The sequence below is a fragment of the Paralysiella testudinis genome (assembly GCF_016894345.1).
In the GTDB taxonomy this organism is placed as follows: Bacteria; Pseudomonadota; Gammaproteobacteria; order Burkholderiales; family Neisseriaceae; genus Paralysiella; species Paralysiella testudinis.
The window spans coordinates 91611-111510 of the sequence record NZ_CP069798.1; the positions used below are offsets into that span (position 1 = coordinate 91611).

17 protein-coding genes are annotated in these 19900 nt (G+C 57.8%); 10 read left to right on the forward strand and 7 right to left on the reverse strand.

Annotated features, from left to right (window positions below):
- Positions 1–64: 64 nt before the first annotated feature.
- From JQU52_RS00445 to thiE, 6 genes are all read right to left on the reverse strand, one after another.
- A complete protein-coding gene (locus tag JQU52_RS00445) occupies positions 65–1045 on the reverse strand; it encodes an NAD(P)H-dependent glycerol-3-phosphate dehydrogenase (RefSeq protein WP_230339249.1) in 981 nt (326 codons plus the stop codon).
- A 150-nt stretch (positions 1046–1195) separates the two neighbouring features.
- Positions 1196–2443: a beta-ketoacyl-ACP synthase II gene (fabF, locus tag JQU52_RS00450; protein WP_230339250.1), complete on the reverse strand. Its 1248-nt coding sequence runs from the start codon at positions 2441–2443 to the stop codon at positions 1196–1198.
- Between the two features lie 155 nt (positions 2444–2598).
- Positions 2599–2838: an acyl carrier protein gene (gene acpP / locus JQU52_RS00455; RefSeq protein WP_230339251.1), complete on the reverse strand. Its 240-nt coding sequence runs from the start codon at positions 2836–2838 to the stop codon at positions 2599–2601.
- Positions 2839–3166: 328 nt separating this feature from the next.
- Entirely contained in the window at positions 3167–5203 is a 2037-nt protein-coding gene (locus tag JQU52_RS00460; protein WP_230339252.1) for a prolyl oligopeptidase family serine peptidase, read from the reverse strand.
- Between the two features lie 111 nt (positions 5204–5314).
- Positions 5315–6241 (reverse strand): polyphosphate kinase 2, encoded by a 927-nt coding sequence (ppk2, locus tag JQU52_RS00465; RefSeq protein ID WP_230339253.1) that lies wholly within the window; start codon positions 6239–6241, stop codon positions 5315–5317.
- A gap of 154 nt (positions 6242–6395) precedes the next feature.
- Entirely contained in the window at positions 6396–7016 is a 621-nt protein-coding gene (gene thiE, locus JQU52_RS00470) for a thiamine phosphate synthase (RefSeq protein ID WP_230339254.1), read from the reverse strand.
- Positions 7017–7112: 96 nt separating this feature from the next.
- Here thiE and JQU52_RS00475 point away from each other — a divergent pair, with 96 nt between their 5' ends.
- The 10 genes from JQU52_RS00475 (at position 7113) to rfbC (ending at position 19292) form a co-directional block, all read left to right on the forward strand.
- Positions 7113–8699: an inorganic phosphate transporter gene (locus JQU52_RS00475; RefSeq protein WP_230339255.1), complete on the forward strand. Its 1587-nt coding sequence runs from the start codon at positions 7113–7115 to the stop codon at positions 8697–8699.
- Between the two features lie 355 nt (positions 8700–9054).
- Positions 9055–9825, forward strand: coding sequence for an exodeoxyribonuclease III (gene xth / locus JQU52_RS00480; RefSeq protein WP_230339256.1), 771 nt, complete (start codon positions 9055–9057; stop codon positions 9823–9825).
- 13 nt (positions 9826–9838) lie between these two features.
- Positions 9839–10942 carry an anhydro-N-acetylmuramic acid kinase gene (locus JQU52_RS00485; RefSeq protein ID WP_230339257.1) on the forward strand — a complete coding sequence of 368 codons (1104 nt, stop codon included), beginning with the start codon at positions 9839–9841 and terminating at the stop codon, positions 10940–10942.
- A gap of 99 nt (positions 10943–11041) precedes the next feature.
- A complete protein-coding gene (locus tag JQU52_RS00490; protein WP_230339258.1) occupies positions 11042–11572 on the forward strand; it encodes a YbaK/EbsC family protein in 531 nt (176 codons plus the stop codon).
- 82 nt (positions 11573–11654) lie between these two features.
- Positions 11655–14021, forward strand: a complete 2367-nt coding sequence (locus JQU52_RS00495; RefSeq protein ID WP_379060903.1) for a DNA translocase FtsK — start codon at positions 11655–11657, stop codon at positions 14019–14021.
- A gap of 62 nt (positions 14022–14083) precedes the next feature.
- On the forward strand, positions 14084–15103 hold the full coding sequence (gene hemH, locus JQU52_RS00500; protein ID WP_230339259.1) for a ferrochelatase: 1020 nt from the start codon (positions 14084–14086) through the stop codon (positions 15101–15103).
- 174 nt (positions 15104–15277) lie between these two features.
- A complete protein-coding gene (locus JQU52_RS00505) occupies positions 15278–16477 on the forward strand; it encodes an MFS transporter (RefSeq protein ID WP_230339260.1) in 1200 nt (399 codons plus the stop codon).
- Between the two features lie 156 nt (positions 16478–16633).
- Complete coding sequence (gene rfbB / locus JQU52_RS00510) at positions 16634–17719, forward strand: dTDP-glucose 4,6-dehydratase (protein WP_230339261.1); 1086 nt, start codon at positions 16634–16636, stop codon at positions 17717–17719.
- Positions 17716–18597, forward strand: coding sequence for a glucose-1-phosphate thymidylyltransferase RfbA (rfbA, locus tag JQU52_RS00515; protein ID WP_230339262.1), 882 nt, complete (start codon positions 17716–17718; stop codon positions 18595–18597). Before rfbB ends, rfbA begins: the two co-directional genes overlap by 4 nt.
- A 149-nt stretch (positions 18598–18746) precedes the next feature.
- Entirely contained in the window at positions 18747–19292 is a 546-nt protein-coding gene (gene rfbC / locus JQU52_RS00520; RefSeq protein WP_230339263.1) for a dTDP-4-dehydrorhamnose 3,5-epimerase, read from the forward strand.
- Positions 19293–19335: 43 nt separating this feature from the next.
- Here the strand turns inward: rfbC and JQU52_RS00525 are convergent, their stop codons facing one another.
- Entirely contained in the window at positions 19336–19875 is a 540-nt protein-coding gene (locus tag JQU52_RS00525) for a DUF924 family protein (RefSeq protein ID WP_230339264.1), read from the reverse strand.
- Positions 19876–19900: the final 25 nt, after the last annotated feature.

The following is a 19900-nucleotide window of genomic DNA, read 5'->3' on the forward strand; positions in this document are numbered from 1 at the left end:
CCAAACCAGCCAGCCCGGCTTGGCTTCAGGCTGCCTGAAAAACCGGCACGACACACACTCATATTTACTCTACTTTAGGGCGACGATCCATCAATACTTCGGCCACGGCGGCCACATCAATTTTGCCGTGAATCAAATCATGCAAAACCTGCACCACCGGCATATCCACCCCCAGCTGCTGCGCCTGGCGCTGCGCCTCATCAATGGTATACACGCCTTCGGCCACATGCCCAAGCTCAAGCAGAATTTGTTGCAAATTTTTACCTTCCGCCAACATCAAGCCGACGCGGCGGTTGCGCGACAAAGAGCCGGTGCAGGTGAGAATCAAATCGCCCATGCCCGCCAAACCCATCAAGGTAGTGGCTTCGGCACCCAATGCCAAGCTCAAACGGGAAATTTCCGCCAAGCCGCGCGTCATCAAGGCAGCGCGGGCATTCATGCCGTAATTGAGGCCGTCGGCAATGCCGGTGGCAATCGCCATCACGTTTTTAACCGCACCGCCCACCCCCACGCCCACCACGTCCTGATTGGCATACAGGCGCAATACTGGTGTATTGAGCGCACCGGACAAGGCTTTAACCCACGGCAGATTGGCCGAAGCCAAGGTGACGGCACAAGGCAGCTGCTGTGCCAGCTCTTGCGCAAAGCTGGGGCCGGACAATAAACCGATGCAGTTGTTGCCCGTCAATACATCGGCCAGCACTTGTTGCGGCAGCAAACCCGTGCCCTGCTCAAAGCCTTTGCAGGCCGCCAGCACCGGCACCAGCCCCAACCCCGCCGCCTGCAAAGCAGCCGCACTGCTGCGCAAACCGGCCACCGGTGTAGCCACAATCACCAAATCAGCCGCGGCGGGCAGCTGCGACAGCACCGCCAAAGTGGGCGGAAAATCAAAATCGGGCAGATAGCGCCGGTTGCACCGCTCGGCCGCCAATACGGCGGCATGGTCGGCATTGTGTGTCCATAGCGCCACTGGGTGGCCATGATGGGCGAAATGAATCGCCAGCGCCGTACCCCAAGCACCGGCACCCATGATACAGATATTCATAAACGTTTTCTTGGTTGCGCAACGGCATACTTTAATGGATTCCCCCCGCGGCGGCAAGCCGCAAAAAGGCTGCCTGAAAGCAGATTAACCCTTTTCGGTTAATTTGTTTTCAGGCAGCCTTTACAGATAAATTATCTATGGCGCGATTATTTAATCGCTAAAGCGCTTAATCACCAAAGTGCCATTGGTGCCGCCAAAACCGAAGGAATTGGAAATTGCGGCGCGGATATTGAGGTCGCGTGCTTCGTTGGCGCAGTAATCCAAATCGCAACCGGCTTCAATGTCTTGCTCGGCCAAATTGATGGTGGGTGGGGATTTTTGGTGGTAAACCGCCAAGGTGGTGTACACCGCTTCCACGCCGCCCGCACCGCCAAGCAAATGGCCGGTCATCGATTTGGTGGAATTCACCACCAATTTGTAGGCATGTTCGCCAAAGGCCAGTTTCAGGGCATTGGTTTCGTTGACATCACCCAAGGGTGTGGACGTGCCGTGGGCGTTGACATAATCAATGTCTTGCGGGTTCAAACCGGCATCTTTGAGTGCGTGCTGCACCGCTGCGGCGGGGCCTTCGGCACTGGGCGCGGTGATGTGGTAGGCATCCGAACTCATGCCAAAACCCACCAGCTCGGCATAAATGCGCGCGCCGCGTTTTTTGGCGTGTTCGTATTCTTCCAACACCATCACCCCGGCGCCTTCGCCCATCACAAAGCCGTCGCGGCCTTTGTCCCACGGGCGTGATGCGGTGGCCGGGTCGTCGTTGCGGGTGGACAACGCTTTCATGGCGGCAAAACCACCAATGCCCAAAGTGCAAACCGCGCCTTCGGCACCACCGGCCACCATCACGTCGGCATCACCGTACACAATCATGCGTGCGGCATCACCAATGCTGTGCGCACCGGTGGTGCAGGCCGATACCATGCCGTAGCTGGGGCCTTGATAGCCTTTGAGGATGGTGATGTGTCCGGCAATCAGGTTAATCAGCGAGCTGGGAATAAAAAACGGGTTGATTTTGCGCACGCCTTGCTCAAACACGGTTTTGGCGGTGGCCTCAATGGCGGGCAGCCCGCCGATGCCGGAGCCGATGTTCACGCCTACGCGGGTTTTGTCCAAATTTGGGGTGTCGTCTAAACCGGCATCGGCAATCGCTTGAAAAGCGGCGGCAATGCCGTAATGGATAAACACGTCCATGCGCCGGGCTTCTTTGGCACTGATGTATTGGCCGATGTCGAAATCTTTCACTTCGCCGGCAATCTGGCAGGCCAAATCGGAAGCATCAAAACGGGTGATGGTGCCAATGCCGCTGACACCGGCAGTGAGGTTTTGCCAGGCGCCGACAATGTCGTTGCCCACAGGCGATACCTGGCCCAAGCCGGTGATGACCACTCTTTTTTTGCTCATAAACTCGCTCGCAATAAAAAGCCTCTGCCGATTCAGGCGGCTTTGGCACACCCTCTTCGCAAGAGGCTTAAAAACACAACGTTTGTCATATCAAATCCAAAAACAAGCTAAGGGGGTTAATCCACCTTAAATTATCGTGTTTTTGGAATTTGGTATTAGTTCAGATGTGCGCTAACAAAATCAATGGCTTGCTGTACGGTGGTGATTTTCTCGGCTTCTTCATCCGGAATTTCGCAACCGAAGGCTTCTTCCAAAGCCATAACCAGCTCAACGGTGTCCAGCGAGTCGGCGCCCAAATCTTCTTGGAAAGAAGATTCGTTTTTCACTTCGGCTTCGCTCACGCCCAATTGTTCTGCAACAATTTTCTTCACGCGTTGTTCGATGTTGTTTTCCATTTGTTTGTTTCCTTGGTTTGCCCGTGATTAGGGCAGGGGTTGGTTAAGCTGGTTTGCCATGCCGAAATGCTGGTTACGGCAATGGGTGTATTCCCACTATTTTTCGGGCGCTATTGTACCGAATAAAAATAGAGTTTTCTATCTAAATAAAAATTTTCAGGCAGCCTTTTGTTTTATTGGGGTTTATTTTAAAACCTTTCAACTGTATACCGCTTTATTCACGGCTCAACGGCAGGCTGCCTGCAAACTGCACTGTCTTGCATCTTAGCACAGGCGCTTTTTAAGCCACAAGCGCCACATGCCGGCACACAGAATAATGCTGATTTTTTCAGGTAGCCTTGAGGGCTAGCGGGCGGTGTTTGGCCACGGTTTGATACAGAAAACACAACACCAGCGCCAAATCGGCCGCGGTTTGCAGCTGAGTAGTGCCGCCGCTGTGGCCGCCTTGCGGTGGTGCTGCCAGCCATGCCGCTTGACCCAAATCACGCAAGCGGGCATAAAACTTGAGTGCGTGTGCCGGATGCACACGGTCGTCGCCCAAATTGGTGGTGATGAGGGCGGGCGGATAGCGGTGGGTGGCGTGCAGATTGTGGTAGGGCGACAAGGTTTGCAGGGCTTCGCGCTCGGTGGCGTGCTCGGGGTCGCCGTATTCGGCCAGCCACGAGGCACCGGCGGATAAATACGGATAGCGCAGCATATCGGTGAGCGGTACTTCGCACACCAGCGCACCCAGCTGTTCGGGCTGGCGGCAAAACGCCGATGCCGCCACCAAGCCGCCGTTGCTGCCGCCTTGAATCGCCGTATAGGCGGGCGCGCTCAGGCCGCGCCGGTGGATATCGGCCACCACCGCCAGCAAGTCGTCGACACTGCGGTGTTTGTGCACGCCTTGTGCGGCGCGGTGCCAGGCAGGGCCGAATTCGCCGCCGCCGCGCACATTGGTCAGCACAAAGGCAAAGCCTTGCGCCAGCCAATGGCGGCCGATATTGCCCAGATAATGTGGCAATTCGGGCATGCCGAAGCCACCGTACACATATACCAGCGTGGGCGTGTTTGCCGTGGCGGGCTTGCCCACATGGTAGTACGGCACAGCGGTGCCGTCGGCCGAGGCTGCCTGAAAGCGCTGAATTTCGATACCGGCGGCATCGAATTGCGGCGGCTGGCGGCGCAGCACCGACAATTCCATTTGCTGTAAATCCAACGCGTAAAGCGTGAGCGGGGTGGTGAAGCCGCTGGCGGCGATGTAGACCACGTCGCCGCCCCAAGGCTGGTCGGTGATTTCCAGTGCACCGCCCGGAAATGCCGGTGCCACCACGGCTTGCCATTGTCCGCCGGTATAGCGCCACAGCTTAAGGCTGCCTGAAACTTGGTCCAACACTTGGATAATCACAAAACGCTTGCTGGTTTCCACGCCGTCGAGCGCTTGCTGTTCACCCGGCTCGAATAACACAAAAGCCGCGCCCAAGCTGCCTTTGCTCAGCGGCAACGCCAATAAGCTGCCCGCCGCATAACGGCGCTGGCCGCGCTGCCAATCGCTGTGCAGGCGAAGCAATAGCTGGCCGCCCAAATAGCCGACGATATCGGCATCTTCAGGCAGCCTTAATGGCACGGTGCTGCCATCGGCCAACACTTGCCAATATTGTTTGCGGAAAAAATCGTGCGCCGCTTCAATCAAATCAATCGGCGCGCCTTGGGCGTCTAAATAACGCCAAGCATTCACCATCATGCCCTCGGCGGCCATTTCATACACTGGCTGCGCCTGTGCGGCGGTGTCGCCGCGCTGCCACAGCCACACTTGGCGCGGATAGCCGCTGCGGGTGAGCTGGCGCTCGTCCCACGCTGGGCACACCCACACGCTGTGCTCATCGCGCCAGGCAATGTGGTTTTTGCCCAGTGGGAAATGAAAGCCGTCGGCCACCACGCTGCCACTGTTTAAATCAAATTCCAATGTATACGCAGCGTCGCCACCGCCGGCACTCAAATTGAGCAACACCCGCTGCGGTGCCAATACGCAATGCGACACGCCTTCCAGATACACATCGTCGCCCAGCACGGCATCAAAATCGGCCACTGCAAACAAAATTTCCCATTCAGGCAGCCCGGCGCGATAGCTGGCGGCGCTACACACGCGGTACACGCCTTTGGGGTGCGCTGCGCTTTGGTAGAAATGGTACATGCGCGCGCGGTGTTCTTGGCAGAAAGGAATTTGCTGCTCGTCTTGCAACACGGCGGCAATATCGTCGCGCAGGGCGGCAAACGGCGGCACGCCAAAATACGCTTGGGTTTCGGCATCGGCGGCGGCGGCAAACTGCCGGGTGGCCGGGTTGTCTAAATCTTCAAAATGGGCGTGGGGGTCGGTATGGGGCATGGTGAGCAATATTAAAGCAGGGCAATATAATTAACAGGCTGCCTGAAAACCAAAACCCCGCTGCCGGGCAAGCGGGGTTTGATTAACACGGCTATTTCGTGGCAGCAGTACTCAATCGGCCAGCGAATCGAAGTTGTCTTTAAACTGGGTTTGCGGCACGCGCACAATCAATTCATCCACGGGGCCGATGGCCTTGAGGTCTTTGCCCGGGTAGTCAAGCTGGTGCAAGAAGTAGCGGATGCAGTTTAGGCGGGCGCGTTTTTTGTCGTCCGACTTAATAATCGTCCACGGGGCATCACCGGTGTGGGTGTGGAAGAACATGGCATTTTTGGCTTCGGTGTAGTCGTCCCAACGATCGAGCGACTGAATATCCACCGGCGACAATTTCCAGTGCTTGAGCGGGTCGTCGCGACGGGAGATAAAGCGGCGCAACTGCTCTTCGCGACTCACCGAAAACCAAAATTTAAACAAATGGATGCCGCTGTTCACCAGCATACGCTCAAGCTCGGGGGTTTGGCGCATAAATTGCAGGTATTCGTGCGGCTCGCAAAAGCCCATCACCCGCTCAACACCGGCACGGTTGTACCAAGAGCGGTCGAAAAACACCATTTCGCCGGTGGTGGGCAGGCGGTCGATATAACGCTGGAAATACCATTGGCCGCGCTCGGTTTCGGTGGGCTTTTCCAAGGCCACCACGCGCGCACCGCGCGGATTGAGGTGTTCCATATAGCGCTTGATGGTGCCGCCCTTGCCTGCCGCGTCGCGCCCTTCAAACAACGACACGATTTTCTGGCCGCTGTCTTTCACCCAGCTTTGCACCTTTAAAAGCTCAATTTGCAGGGTTTTTTTCTCTTTTTCGTATACGGCGCGGCGCATACGGCTGCGGTAAGGATAGCTTTCCGGCAGGGGCGCCACTGAGGAATCTTCGTTGGAACGCGGCCCTTTGTAGTCGAGCACATTTTTCTGGAACACATCCAGCTTGCCCGCGCTTTCGTCTACTTGAACTTCTTCGAAGGGCTTGATTTGATGATCGGTCATACGAATCCTTTCTTGATTGTGCCTTTGTTGGTTTGGGATTCATCTATGGTGCTTATTTTAACGCTTTTTTGCACTTTTTTGTATCCGCTGCCGCGTAAAAATACCCGTTTGGCAACATATTTTTAGGCTACCTGAAACAATGCGCCACCGCTTTTCAAGATGGCCACAAAGCCTGAAACGCCTTTACCACGGCTGCCGGGTCTTCCGCCTCGGTCACCGCGCGCACCACCGCCAGCGACGACACGCCGGTGTCCAGCACTGCACGCGCATTGTCTAAATTGATGCCGCCAATCGCCACCGTGGGTGTATCGCCCGCCTGTGCCACATAGCGGCGCAAATTATCCAAGCCTTGCGGTGCAGTGGGCATGGTTTTGGTGGTGGTGGCAAACACCGCCCCGCAAGCCACATAGCTGGGGCCCACCGCCAGCGCGCGATCCAGCTCGGCCACCGAATGGGTGCTCACGCCTAGGCGCACACCGGCGCTGTGCAAGTGCACCAAATCGGCGCTGTCCAAATCTTCCTGCCCCAAATGCACGCCGTAAGCGCCGCATTCGGCCGCTTCCCACCAGTAGTCGTTAATAAATAACTGGGTCGGCGTATCCGCCGCCAGCGCCACGCTGCGCTCGATTTCGCGGCGCAAAGCAGAGCCGAACAGGGTTTTATTGCGCAACTGCACCGTGTCGGCACCCGCATCCACCATGCGCGCCACCCAATCAGCACTGGGCACCACCGCATAAAAACGCAGCGGCGCGCGCAACGGTAAAAAATTTTTCATGGTTTAACTCTTCTCGCCAGTCTGTAAACAACTTTATAATAACGCTTCTACACTGCCTACTCAATTTATCAGGCAAACCCCGTACAGGAACCCATCATGGCTTCAGCCGCCACACCCGCCACCAGCCTTACCCGCGTTAATTATGCTTTTGCTGCCTTATTGATTGGCATGGTGGCTTATTTTATTTTTTGGGGCATGGGCTACACCAACGGTAACCACCCCACCCTGTTTGTGCTGGCCACGCTATTTGGCGTGTTTATGGCGTTTAACATCGGCGGCAACGATGTGGCCAACTCCTTTGGCACCAGCGTGGGCGCAGGCACACTCACCATTCCGCAGGCGCTGGCGGTGGCGGCGGTGTTTGAAGTATCCGGCGCGGTGATTGCCGGCGGCGAAGTCACCAGAACCATCCGCCAAGGCATTGTGGACATGGACGCGCTGCACATTGAGCCGATGCAGTTTGTGTTTGTGATGATGTCGGCCTTGCTGGCCGCCGCGCTGTGGCTGCTGTTTGCCACCAAAAAAGGCTGGCCGGTGTCGACCACCCACGCCATTATCGGCGGCATTGTGGGCAGCTCGGTGTGCTTGGGCTTCTTGATTGGCGGCGCCGATACCGGCATGGCTTTGGTGAAATGGAACAAAATCGGCGAAATCGCCGTGTCGTGGGTGTTGTCGCCGGTATTGGGCGGGCTGATGGCCTATGTGCTGTTCAGCCAAATCAAAAAACACGTGCTCGACTACAACCAGCGCATTGAAACACGCCTGAAAGAGCTTAAACAAGAGAAAAAAGCGCATAAAGAGCGCCACAAATTGTCGTTCGACACCATGAGCGAGGCACAGAAAATCGACGCCGCCTCCGCCATGGCGCGCGACGCCCAGATTTACGCCGATGCCGACGCCAGCGAAGACATGGATTTGGAATCGGATTATTACAAAGGCTTGCGCGAAATCGAAACCCGCAAAAGCGAAATCGACACCTACAAAGCGCTGCACCAATGGGTGCCGCTGATTTCCTCGGTGGGCGGGATGATGATAGCGGCAATGCTGCTGTTCAAAGGGCTGCAAAACCTGCACTTGGGCTTAAGCACGCTGCATAATTTTTTGATTATCGGCATGATTGGCGCACTGATTTGGATGGCCACTTTCATCTATGCCAAAACCCTGAAGCGTAAAGATTTGGCCAAATCCACCTTTTTGATGTTCAGCTGGATGCAGGTGTTTACCGCTGCCGGTTTCGCCTTCAGCCACGGTGCCAACGACATTGCCAACGCCATCGGCCCCTTTGCGGCGATTATGGATGTAATCCGCACCGGCGAAATCGGCACCAGCGCGCCAATTCCGCCAGTGGTGATGATTACGTTTGGCATTGCCTTGATTACCGGCTTGTGGTTTATCGGCAAAGAAGTGATTCAAACCGTGGGCACCAACCTGGCCGAAATGCACCCCGCTTCCGGCTTTACCGCCGAGCTTTCCGCCGCCAGCGTGGTGATGCTGGCCTCGCTGATGGGCTTGCCGGTGTCGAGCACGCATATTCTGGTGGGCTCGGTATTGGGCATCGGCTTGGTAAACCGCAACGCCAACTGGGCGCTGATGAAGCCCATTGGCCTGGCTTGGGTGGTTACCCTGCCCTCGGCAGCGGTGTTGTCGGTATTGGTGTTTTTGGGACTGCGCGCGGTATTTTGATGTTCAGGCTGCCTGAAAGCTTTAAAAACGGCAAAAACGCACCACACGGTGCGTTTTTTGTTTGGTTGACATGGTAAATCCGCCCGCCGGGTTTAACCGCATCAACCGAATAGCAGAGAAAATAAATAAATCATACAAGGCGGAGCTGATTTACTCGGTGCTTCAGCACCCTAGTAAATCGCTCTCTTTGAGCTGAGCCGCAGACAGTACACCTAGTACGGAACAGATTTTTGTTGGTGCCTTAGCACCTTACAAAATCGTTCTCTTCGAGCTAAGGCGAGTCAACGAAGTAGGATTATTTAGTTTCTTTGCTATAAGCAGTACAATACGCCCTTTTAGCCCCCAACACCCGCCCATGAAAATCGCCACTTGGAATGTAAACTCGCTTAATGTGCGCCTGCCGCACGTGCTCGACTGGCTGGCACAGCACCAGCCCGATGTATTGGTGTTGCAGGAATTAAAGCTGGACCAAGACAAATTTCCGCACGCAGAAATTGAAGCGGCCGGCTACCAAGCGGCGTGGAACGGCCAAAAAACCTATAACGGCGTGGCCATTTTAAGCCAGCACGCCATCACCGATGTGGTTTGCGATATGCCCGATTTTGCCGACGAGCAAAAACGCGTGATTGCCGCCAGCATCAGCGGCATACGCATTGTGAATGTGTATTGTGTTAACGGCGAAGCGGTGGGCAGCGACAAATACGCCTACAAACAACGCTGGTTTGCCGCCTTGCGCGATTATATGCACGGCGTGGTGGCCAAACATCCGCAAACCGTGCTGTTGGGTGACTTCAACATCGCCCCGGCGGATTTAGACGTCTACGACCCCGAAAAATGGCATGAAAAAATCCTCTGCTCCACGCCGGAGCGGCAATGGTTCGGCCAATTGCTGGATTTGGGGCTTACCGACAGCCTGCGCCATCTGGATGCAGAGTCGCCCAGCTACACCTGGTGGGACTACCGCATGAATATGTTCCGCCGCAAGCTGGGGCTGCGCATCGACCATATTTTGGTGAGCGCCCCGCTGCTGGCGCGGCTGCACAGCGTGAGCGTGGACACCATCGCCCGCGGCCAAGAGCGCCCCAGCGACCACGCACCGGTGTGCGCCGTGTTCAACCCCGCTTAAACCGCACATTATCATGGCAAACACCTTGTTTATCGGCCTGATGTCCGGCACCAGCATGGACGGCGTCGACGCCGTGTTGGCGGCATTTCACGGCAGCCAATGGCAAGGCGCGCGGGCGCATGCGTTTGTGCCTTATTCAGGCAGCCTAAAAGCCGAATTGCTGGCACTGCAAGACAGCCACACCGACGAACTGCACCGCAGCGCCCTGTTGGCGCAACAACTGGCCAAGCTCAACGCCCAAGCCGTGGCCGCGGTATTGGCGCAGGCACACACCGATGCAGCGCAGATTGGCGCCATCGGCTGCCACGGCCAAACCATCCGCCATGCACCGCAACACGGCTATAGCCTGCAATTGATGGACTACGCCTTATTGGCCGAATTAAGCGGCATCACCACCGTGGGCGATTTTCGCAGCCGCGATTTGGCCGCCGGCGGCCAAGGCGCTCCGCTCACCCCCGCCTTCCATCAGGCCGTGTTCGCCCATCCGCAACACAGCCGCGTGGTGCTGAATTTGGGCGGCATTGCCAACATCAGCGTATTGCCGCGCACAGGTGCCGCCTTTGGTTTTGACACCGGCCCCGCCAATATGTTGATGGACGCCTGGGTGCAACAACACTGGCAACAGCCCTACGACGCCGATGGCCGCTTGGCCGCCCAAGGCCAAGTATTGCCCGATTTGCTGCAACAGCTATTGGCGCACGATTATTTCAGGCAGCCTTATCCCAAAAGCACCGGCCGCGATTTGTTTTCTTTGGCCTGGCTGCACGATTATTTAAACGGCGATGAAACTCCCGCCGATGTATTGCGCACCTTGCTGGCCCTCACCGCCTACAGCGTGGCCGATGCCATTGCAGCGGCCGCAGCGGATGCCAGCGATGTTTACGCCTGCGGCGGCGGCACCGCCAACGCCTTACTGATGCAGCAACTGGCCGACTTACTGGCCAAACGCGAAACCCGCCTGCACACCACCGCCGCCTTGCAACTGCCGCCGCAGCAAGTGGAAGCTGCCGCCTTCGCCTGGCTCGCCGCCTGCTGGCACCACCGCACCCCGGTGGCCGTACACCACGCCACCGGCGCGCACGGCGCACGGATATTGGGCGCAGGCTATTGGGCTTGAAGAATGGATGGCCAAATCCGGCTCGGCCATGGCAATCATCGTTTTCAGGCAGCCTAAAACCCCACCACAGAAACCCACGCACCCCAAACCGAGTACACCATGACAACGCCCACGAACTTGGCCGCCACCACCCTGTCCGACAGCGTGCAAAAAGTGCATGCCTTCTTGCAACAAAGCGGCGTACCTTGCCAATTCAAACCGCTGGCCGACAGCACCCGCACCGCGCAAATGGCCGCCGATGTGCTGGGTTGCAGCGCTGCCGAAATCGCCAGCTCGCTGATATTTGAAAACCGCGACAGCGGCGCCTTGGTGCTGATTGTGGCTTCCGGCGGCCACCGCGTGGATGTGGACCATGTTTCGGCACAATTGAACATGCCTTTGCAATTAGCACGTGGCCGCGACATCAAGCGCCACACCGGCTTTGCCATTGGCGGCGTGCCGCCGGTGGCGCATGCGCAGCCGCTGCCGGTATTCCTCGACACCGCCTTGCGCCGCTTTAGCACCGTGTGGGCGGCGGCCGGATCACCGTTTGCGGTATTCGGCATCAGCCCGGCGCATTTGGCACAGCTTACCGGCGGCCAATGGCTGGCGGTAAACGCCGCCGAGACGCCGGAAAACGACAATGGATAACTGAAAATACGCACTTGCTGATAAAGGCTGCGTAATTTCAGTAAATAAACAAACACAAAGAAAGTAACCCCCGAAACACACCATGGCCGAACCGAAGAAAAAAACCGCTGCCACGCCGCCGAGAAAACCGCGCGGGGTGGTAAAAAACGACCAGCGCCGCGCCCCGCATTTGATGAATTTAATCAACGACGGCTTTTGGCTGCTGGCCTTGATGCTCTCCGCCTATGTAGCGCTCACGCTGGCCAGCTTCACCATGGACGACCCGGCGTGGTCGCGCAGCATCGAGCATGAGCGCGCACCGCACAATTTGGGCGGCGTATTCGGCGCTTATCTGGCCGACATCGGCTACTATATTTTCGGCCTCTCCGTGTGGTGGTGGCTGGCCGCCGCGGCCGTGTGGCTTTATCACAGCTTCCGCCCGCGCACCCGCGCCGAAGACGCCGACAACAAACCCTACCATTTGGGCTGGGCTGCCGCCGGGCTGGCACTGTTGTTGCTGTGTAGCCCGCTGCTGGAAGCCCTGCTGTGGCCGCAACAGCTCAACCACAGCCTGCCGGTGGGCGCAGGCGGCTTAATCGGCCAACTATTGGCCAGCGGCATCAGCCATATTTTGGGGCTTTCAGGCAGCCTATTGCTGATTTTGGTGCTGATGGTGCTGGGCGTGTCGCTGTTGCTGCAAGTGTCGTGGCTCACCTTGATTGAAAAAGCCGGGGCGCAAGTGGAATGGCTGTGGTTTAAATTGATCCGCAAACCGCACCGCTACATCCGCGAGCTGCCGCAAGCCAAAGCCAGCCGCCGCATGGTAAAACAGGCGCGCGCCATCACCGCCGCCGAGGTAGAGCCGGTGGCGGGCAGCAGCAGCAACCGCAAAGCGGTGCCGGTGCGCACCCAAGCCGAGCCGGCGGTGCAACGCGATTTATTCGATGCCAATGCCGATACCGATGCAACACCCACGGGCGACAACGCCGCTGAGCCGGGCTTAATCCGCCTGCCCGAATTGGCTTTGCTGTCCACCCCGCCCACCACCACCGCCGAAGTCAACCCGGAGCAGTTGCAGCTTACCGCCGAGCGTATTGAGGCCAAATTAAAAGAATTCGGCGTGGCGGTGGAAGTCACCAGCGCCACCGCGGGGCCGGTGATTACCCGCTACGAAATCGAGCCGGCGCAAGGGGTTAAAGGCAGCCAGATTGTGAACCTGAGCAAGGATTTGGCGCGTTCTTTGTCTTTGCAAAGCGTGCGCGTAGTGGAAACCATTGCCGGCAAGTCCAGCATGGGCATCGAGCTGCCCAACGACACGCGCCAAAACGTGATGTTGGCCGAAATCCTCAATGCGCAAGTATTCCAACAAGCCGCCTCCACCCTCACCGTGGCGCTGGGCAAAGACATTGCCGGGGCGCCGGTGGTGGCCGATTTGGCCAAAATGCCGCATTTATTGGTGGCGGGTACCACCGGCTCGGGCAAATCGGTGGGCGTGAACGGCATGATTGTGTCGCTGCTTTACCGCGCCCAGCCCGACGAAGTGCGCTTTATTATGGTGGACCCGAAAATGCTGGAATTGTCGGTGTATGAGGGCATTCCCCATCTGCTCGCGCCGGTGGTTACCGACATGAAAGAAGCCGCGCAGGCGCTGAATTGGTGTGTAGCGGAAATGGAAAAACGCTACCGCCTGCTGGCGCATGTGGGCGTGCGCAACATCGGCGGTTTTAACGACAAAGTGCTGGCCGCCAAACAAGACGGCAAGCCTCTGGTCAACCCCTTCAGCCTCAATCCCGACCAACCCGAGCCGCTGGAAAAACTGCCGTTTATCGTGGTGGTGATTGATGAATTGGCCGATTTGATGATGGTGGAAGGCAAAAAAGTGGAGCAGCAAATTGCACGGCTGGCGCAAAAAGCGCGTGCGGCCGGCATCCATCTGATTTTGGCCACCCAGCGCCCCAGCGTGGATGTGATTACCGGGCTGATTAAGGCCAATATCCCCACCCGCTTGTCGTTTCAAGTGTCGAGCAAAATCGACAGTCGCACCATTTTGGATCAAATGGGTGCCGAAAGCCTGCTGGGCAAAGGCGATATGCTGTTTCTGCCGCCCGGCCACGCCGAGCCCACCCGCCTGCACGGCGCCTTTGTGGCAGACGAAGAAGTACACCGCATTGTGGCCTACATCAAACGCCAAGCGCCGCCGCAATACATCGACGGCCTGCTCTCCGGCGAAGCGGCACTGGAAACCGGCAATCTGGTGAGCCCCAATGCCGACAGCGACGAAATGTTCGACCAAGCCGTGGCCTTTGTGCTCGACACCCGCAAAACCTCGATTTCATCGCTGCAACGCCATTTGCGCATCGGCTACAACCGCGCCGCCAACCTAATGGAAGCGCTGGAAACCGCCGGCATCGTTTCCCCCGCCGAATTGGGCGGCAGCCGCCGCATATTGGCGCATAAAGACAATGTGTAACTGAAGCTGCGTAAAGTAAGGCTGCCTGAAACCACCCAACCTCTACATAACAAGCCCATACCATGACCCACTATTTCCTTGCCGAACCGCCCGCCAGCCCCGCCAAAACCGGCGTTTTGCTGATTAACCTCGGCACCCCCGCCGCACCCACCGCCGCTGCCGTAAAGCCTTATTTGCGCGAATTTTTGTCCGACCAGCGCGTGGTCGAGCTGCCGCGCTGGCTGTGGCAAACCGTATTGCGCGGCATCATCCTGCCGTTTCGCAGCGGCAAAAGCGCACACGGCTACCAAAAAATTTGGCAAAGCGAAGGCTCGCCGCTTTATGTCTACACCGAGCGCAGCGCTCTGGCCTTGGAACAACATCTGCGCAAGGCCATGGCCGATGCCCCGCTGGTGGCTTTTGCCATGACCTACGGCGCGCCTTCCGTGGCCGACACCATTGCCCGCCTAAAGCAGCAAGGCGTGAGCCGCCTGCTGGTGCTGCCGCTGTATCCGCAATACGCCGCTTCCGCCGGCGGAGCCGCACTGGACAAGGTATGGCAGGTATTGCTGCAACAGCGTAACCAAATGAGCGTGCGCAGCATCAGCCGCTACTATGACCACCCTGGCTATATCCAAGCACTGGCTGGCAAAATTGAACAGCACTGGCAACAACATGGCCGTGGCGATAAGCTGATGCTCAGCTTTCACGGCATCCCGCAAGCGCAACACAACGCGGGCGACCCCTATCCGCAAGAATGTCGCCAAACCGCCGTGCTGCTGGCGCAGCAACTCAAACTGGCCGAAAGCGATTACATCGTGGCCTTTCAAAGCCAATTCGGCAAAGCCAAATGGATAGGCCCCAGCACGCAAGACTTGCTGGTATCGCTGCCCAAAAACGGCGTTAAAAAACTGGACGTGGTCTGCCCCGGCTTTGCTGCCGATTGTTTGGAAACTTTGGAAGAAATCGCCTTGCAAGGGCGCGAAGATTTTTACGCCGCCGGCGGCACCCAATACCAATACATCCCCTGCCTCAACGACGACAGCGCCTGGATAGAGGCCTTAGCGGCACTGGTGCAAACGCATTTGCACGGCTGGGGATAATGTCGCATACCCAATGTATCACGCTGCCTGAAAGCGGCCTTGTCATTGCCGAACTTGATTCGGCAAGCCATTCATGTTTCAGGCAGCCTAAACCGGTTAATTTATCAGCAACCGCACACTCATTTGTGTACGCTACTTCAGATATAATCCCTTCTTTTTCAGCCTATTTTCACCATGAGCCGCCACCCTTCCAGCTGGTTGATTATTGTCTGCGCCGCCGCCGTGCTGATGGTGACCATGGGCGCACGCCAATCCATGGGGCTGTTTGTGCAGCCGATGCAGTACGGCACCGGGCTCACCATCACCGCCATCAGCTTTGCGCTGGCTGTGGCGCAATTGATGTGGGGCGTGGCGCAGCCGATTGCCGGGGCGGTGGCCGATCGCTACGGTGCGCGGCCGGTGTTACTGGCGGGTATTGTGGTGTTGGCCATCGGCTGTCTGATGACACCGTGGCTACAAAGCGGCTGGGGCTTGGTGTTCACCTTGGGCATACTCAGCGCCGTGGGTTCGGGTGCGGGTAGTTTTTCGGTGCTGATGGGGGTGGCCGCCAATAAATTGCCGCCGCAATCGCGCGGCATGGCTTCCGGGGTGATTAATGCGGGCGGCTCTTTTGGCCAGTTTGTGTTTGCGCCGGTGCTGCAACGGCTGATTACGGCGTTTGGCTGGATGGGAGCGATGTATTCATTGGCACTGATGTGTTTGGCGGCACTGCCGTTTGCACTGCGCCTAACCCGCCGTGAAACCGCCGCCGCACCCAGCACTGCTTCCGCCAGCCCGGTGGCCGAGCAAAGCCTGAAGCAAGCGGTAAAGCAAGCCTTTGCCGACCGCAGCTACTGGCTGCTGCACTTGGGCTTTTTCACCTGCGGCTTTCATATTGCCTTTTTGGTCACCCACCTGCCCGGCGAAGTGGCCTTGTGCGGGCTGCCGCAATCGGTGGCGGCGTGGTCGCTGGCGATTATCGGCATTGCCAATGTGGCGGGCAGCCTGTTTATCGGCGCCATGGTGTCGCGCTATCGCAGCAAATACCTGCTGTTTTGGATGTACGGCTCGCGCGCGCTGCTGATTGCGGTGTATTTGATGCTGCCGCGCACCGACCTCACCTTTTATCTGTTTGCCGCCGGGCTGGGCTTTACTTGGCTGGCCACGGTGCCGCCCACCGCCGCCATTGTGGGCAAGCTGTTTGGCGTGCGCTATCTGGCCACCTTATTCGGCTTTACCTTGCTATCGCACCAAATCGGCGGCTTTTTGGGCGCTTATTTGGGCGGCGTTACCATCAGCCGTTTTGGCGATTTCGGCTGGATGTGGTATGCCGATATGGCGCTGGCGGTGCTGGCGGCATTGGTAAACCTGCCGATACGCGAGCCCAAAATATAGTGAATCAAATTTGAACCAATACTGCGTTGGCTCGCCTTGTCTTGATTCAAATTTAATCCACTATACCCACACCGCAGGCTGCCTGAACACACACGCCCAGCGGCGCAGCCACCTTTGCCTTATAATCAGCCTTTGCGCCCTATCCCAAAATTCATCATGCCCAGCCCTTCTGCCACCGTATTGATTACCGGCGGCGCCGGTTTTATCGGCTCCGCGCTGATCCGCCACTTGCTGGCCGATACCGGCATCACCGTGGTCAACATCGACAAGCTCACCTATGCGGGCAATCTGGCTTCTTTGCCGGGTGCCGAGTCACACCCGCGCTACCACTTCAGCCGCACCGATATCGGCGATGCCGCCGCGCTGGATGCCTTGTTTACCCGTTTTGAACCTTGCGGCGTGATTCATCTGGCCGCCGAAAGCCATGTCGACCGCGCCATCAGCGCCCCGGCCGCGTTTATCGACACCAATATCGTTGGCAGCTACACCTTGCTGGAAGCCACCCGCTACTATTGGCAAAGGCTGCCTGAAAACGCACAACGGCAGTTCCGCTTTCACCACGTTTCCACCGATGAAGTGTATGGCGACCTCCATGGCCGCAGCGGGCGCTTTGCCGAAAACGCCGCCTACGCACCCAGCAGCCCCTATGCCGCCAGCAAAGCCGCTGCCGACCACTTGGTGCGGGCTTGGCAACGTACCTACGGCCTGCCGGTGCTGCTGAGCCATTGCAGCAACAACTACGGCCCCTACCAATTTCCGGAAAAACTGATTCCGCACATCATCATCAACGCCCTGCATGGCCGGCCGCTGCCGGTATATGGCCATGGCCTGCAAATCCGCGACTGGCTGCATGTAGACGACCACGCCTGCGCCTTATGGACCATATTCTGCCGCGCCCAAGCCGGCGCCCACTACCATATCGGCGGCCACAACGAACAACGCAATCTCGATGTAGTACACGCCATCTGCACCTTGCTCGACCAACTGCACCCCCCCGCCTTGCACCCCGCCACCGCTCATCTCAAAACCCATGCCGAGCTGATTACCCACGTGGCCGACCGCCCCGGCCACGATGGTCGCTACGCCATCGATGCGGGCAAAATCGAGCGTGAGCTGGGCTGGCGGCCGCAGCATCATTTTGCCAACGGCCTGCACCACACCGTGGCCTGGTATCTCAACAACCCGCAGTGGTGGCAACCTTTGCTGCACCCGCAAGCCGACACCACGGAAACCGCATCATGAAAGGCATTTTATTGGCCGGCGGCAGCGGCAGCCGCCTGTATCCGCTCACCTGCGGCGTGTCCAAACAACTGCTGCCGGTATACGACAAACCGATGGTTTATTATCCGCTGTCGGTGCTGATGCTGGCCGGTATCCGCGATGTGCTTATCATTACCACCGCCCACGACCTGCCCGCCTATCAGCGCCTGCTTGGCGACGGCAGCCGCTTCGGCATTCATCTTAGCTACGCCGTGCAAGCACAGCCCGAAGGCGTGGCACAGGCCTTGCTGATTGGCGCGCCATTTATCGGCACCGATGCCGTGTGTCTGATTTTGGGCGACAATATTTATTTTGGCGAAAGCTTTGGCCGCAAATTGCACCAAGCCGCCGCCCAAACCCACGGCGCCAGCGTATTTGCCTACCATGTGCCCGACCCCGAGCGCTTCGGCGTGATTGAATTCGATGCCCAATTCAAAGCCACCGCCATCGAAGAAAAACCGACGCACCCCAAATCCCACTACGCCGTAACCGGCCTGTATTTCTACGACAACCAAGTACTCGATATCGCCCGCCAGCTGCGCCCTTCCGAGCGCGGCGAGCTGGAAATCACCGACATCAACCGCAGCTACCTACAACAAGGCCAGCTACATGTAGAGCTACTGGGGCGCGGCTTTGTCTGGCTCGACACCGGCACCCACGACAGCCTGCTTGAAGCGGCGCAATTTGTGCACACCATTGAAAAACGGCAAGGGCTGAAAATCGCCTGCCTAGAAGAAATCGCCTACCGCCAAGGCTGGCTCAACGCCGCCGAGCTGGCCGCCGCTGCCGCAGCATTGGCGCACAGCGGCTACGGCCAATATTTGCTGCGTTTATTGGATGAAGTAATACCGATTCTATAAAATAAGATGACAAGGCGGCGAGCTGAAGACAGTACAAGTAGTACGGCAAGGCGAGCCAACGCAGTTAGGTTATTTTATAGAATCGGTATAAATTGAATAGCAAAAACCAAAGCCATGCCCACCACGAGGCTACCTGAACCAAGCCCACCATGAACATCACCGACACCGCCATTGCCGATGTAAAAATCATCCACCCCCGCGTGTTTGCCGACGCACGCGGTTTTTTGCTGGAAAGCTTTTCCCTGCAACGCTACCGCCAAGCATTGGGGCTGCCTGAATTGGTCTTTGTGCAAGACAACCACAGCCGCTCGCACCAAGGCGTATTGCGCGGCCTGCATTTTCAGCGCCACCAACCACAAGGCAAGCTGGTGCAATGTGTGCGCGGGGCGGTGTTTGATGTGGCGGTAGACATCCGCCCCCATTCGCCCAGCTACGGCCAATGGGTCGGCACCGTGCTCAGCGAAGACAACCAAGCGCAAATGTGGATACCGCCCGGCCTAGCACACGGCTTTGCCGTGCTCAGCAGCGTAGCCGACTGCCTCTATAAATGCACCGACTATTACCACCCGCAAAGCGAAGACTGCCTCATCTGGAACGACCCCGCCATAGGCATAAACTGGCCGCTCACCCGGCCACAGCTGTCGGCCAAAGATGCGCAAGGCAAAACATTGGCAGCGCTGGCCGCAGCTCAGTAGGGCGCGCCATGCGCACCGATGACGGAAAAGATTTCAACCCCGCCTAAAACGACGATCCCGGTTGCTGTAAAAACGCCACTTCTTCGGCGCTGCTGCTGCGCCCCAAAATGGCATTGCGGTGCGGATAGCGGCCAAAGCGCTGGATAATCTGCTGGTGGCGACGTTCAAAATCCAGCGTGAGCTCATCGTTTAGCGCCGCAAACAGCGGCACGGCCTGCTCATGAATCAGTGCGGATTCGGCGTGCATATACGGCATCAGCGCAAATTTGCGCTGTGCCACCGGCAAGCTGGCGAAATCCGGCTGTGCCACCGCTTCTTGCGCCAACACCAGCGCCATGCCGTCTTGGGCAAAGGCCTGCGGGGTGTTGCGGTAAACATTGCGGGAAAACTGGTCGAGCACAATAATTTCCGCCACCCGCCCGGCCAATGTAGACCGCCAATGCGCCAACTCCGCCGCCGCCGCTTGTGCCAACACAGCACCAAAGCGGCTGTGCACTTGTTGGTCAAACGCAGCGCTTTGGGCAAACCCATGCGGCTGTGTATCGGGCGCAAACCAAAAATCCAGTATTTGCTGCGGTGTCATCTTATCTCCTTAACCAAAATACCAA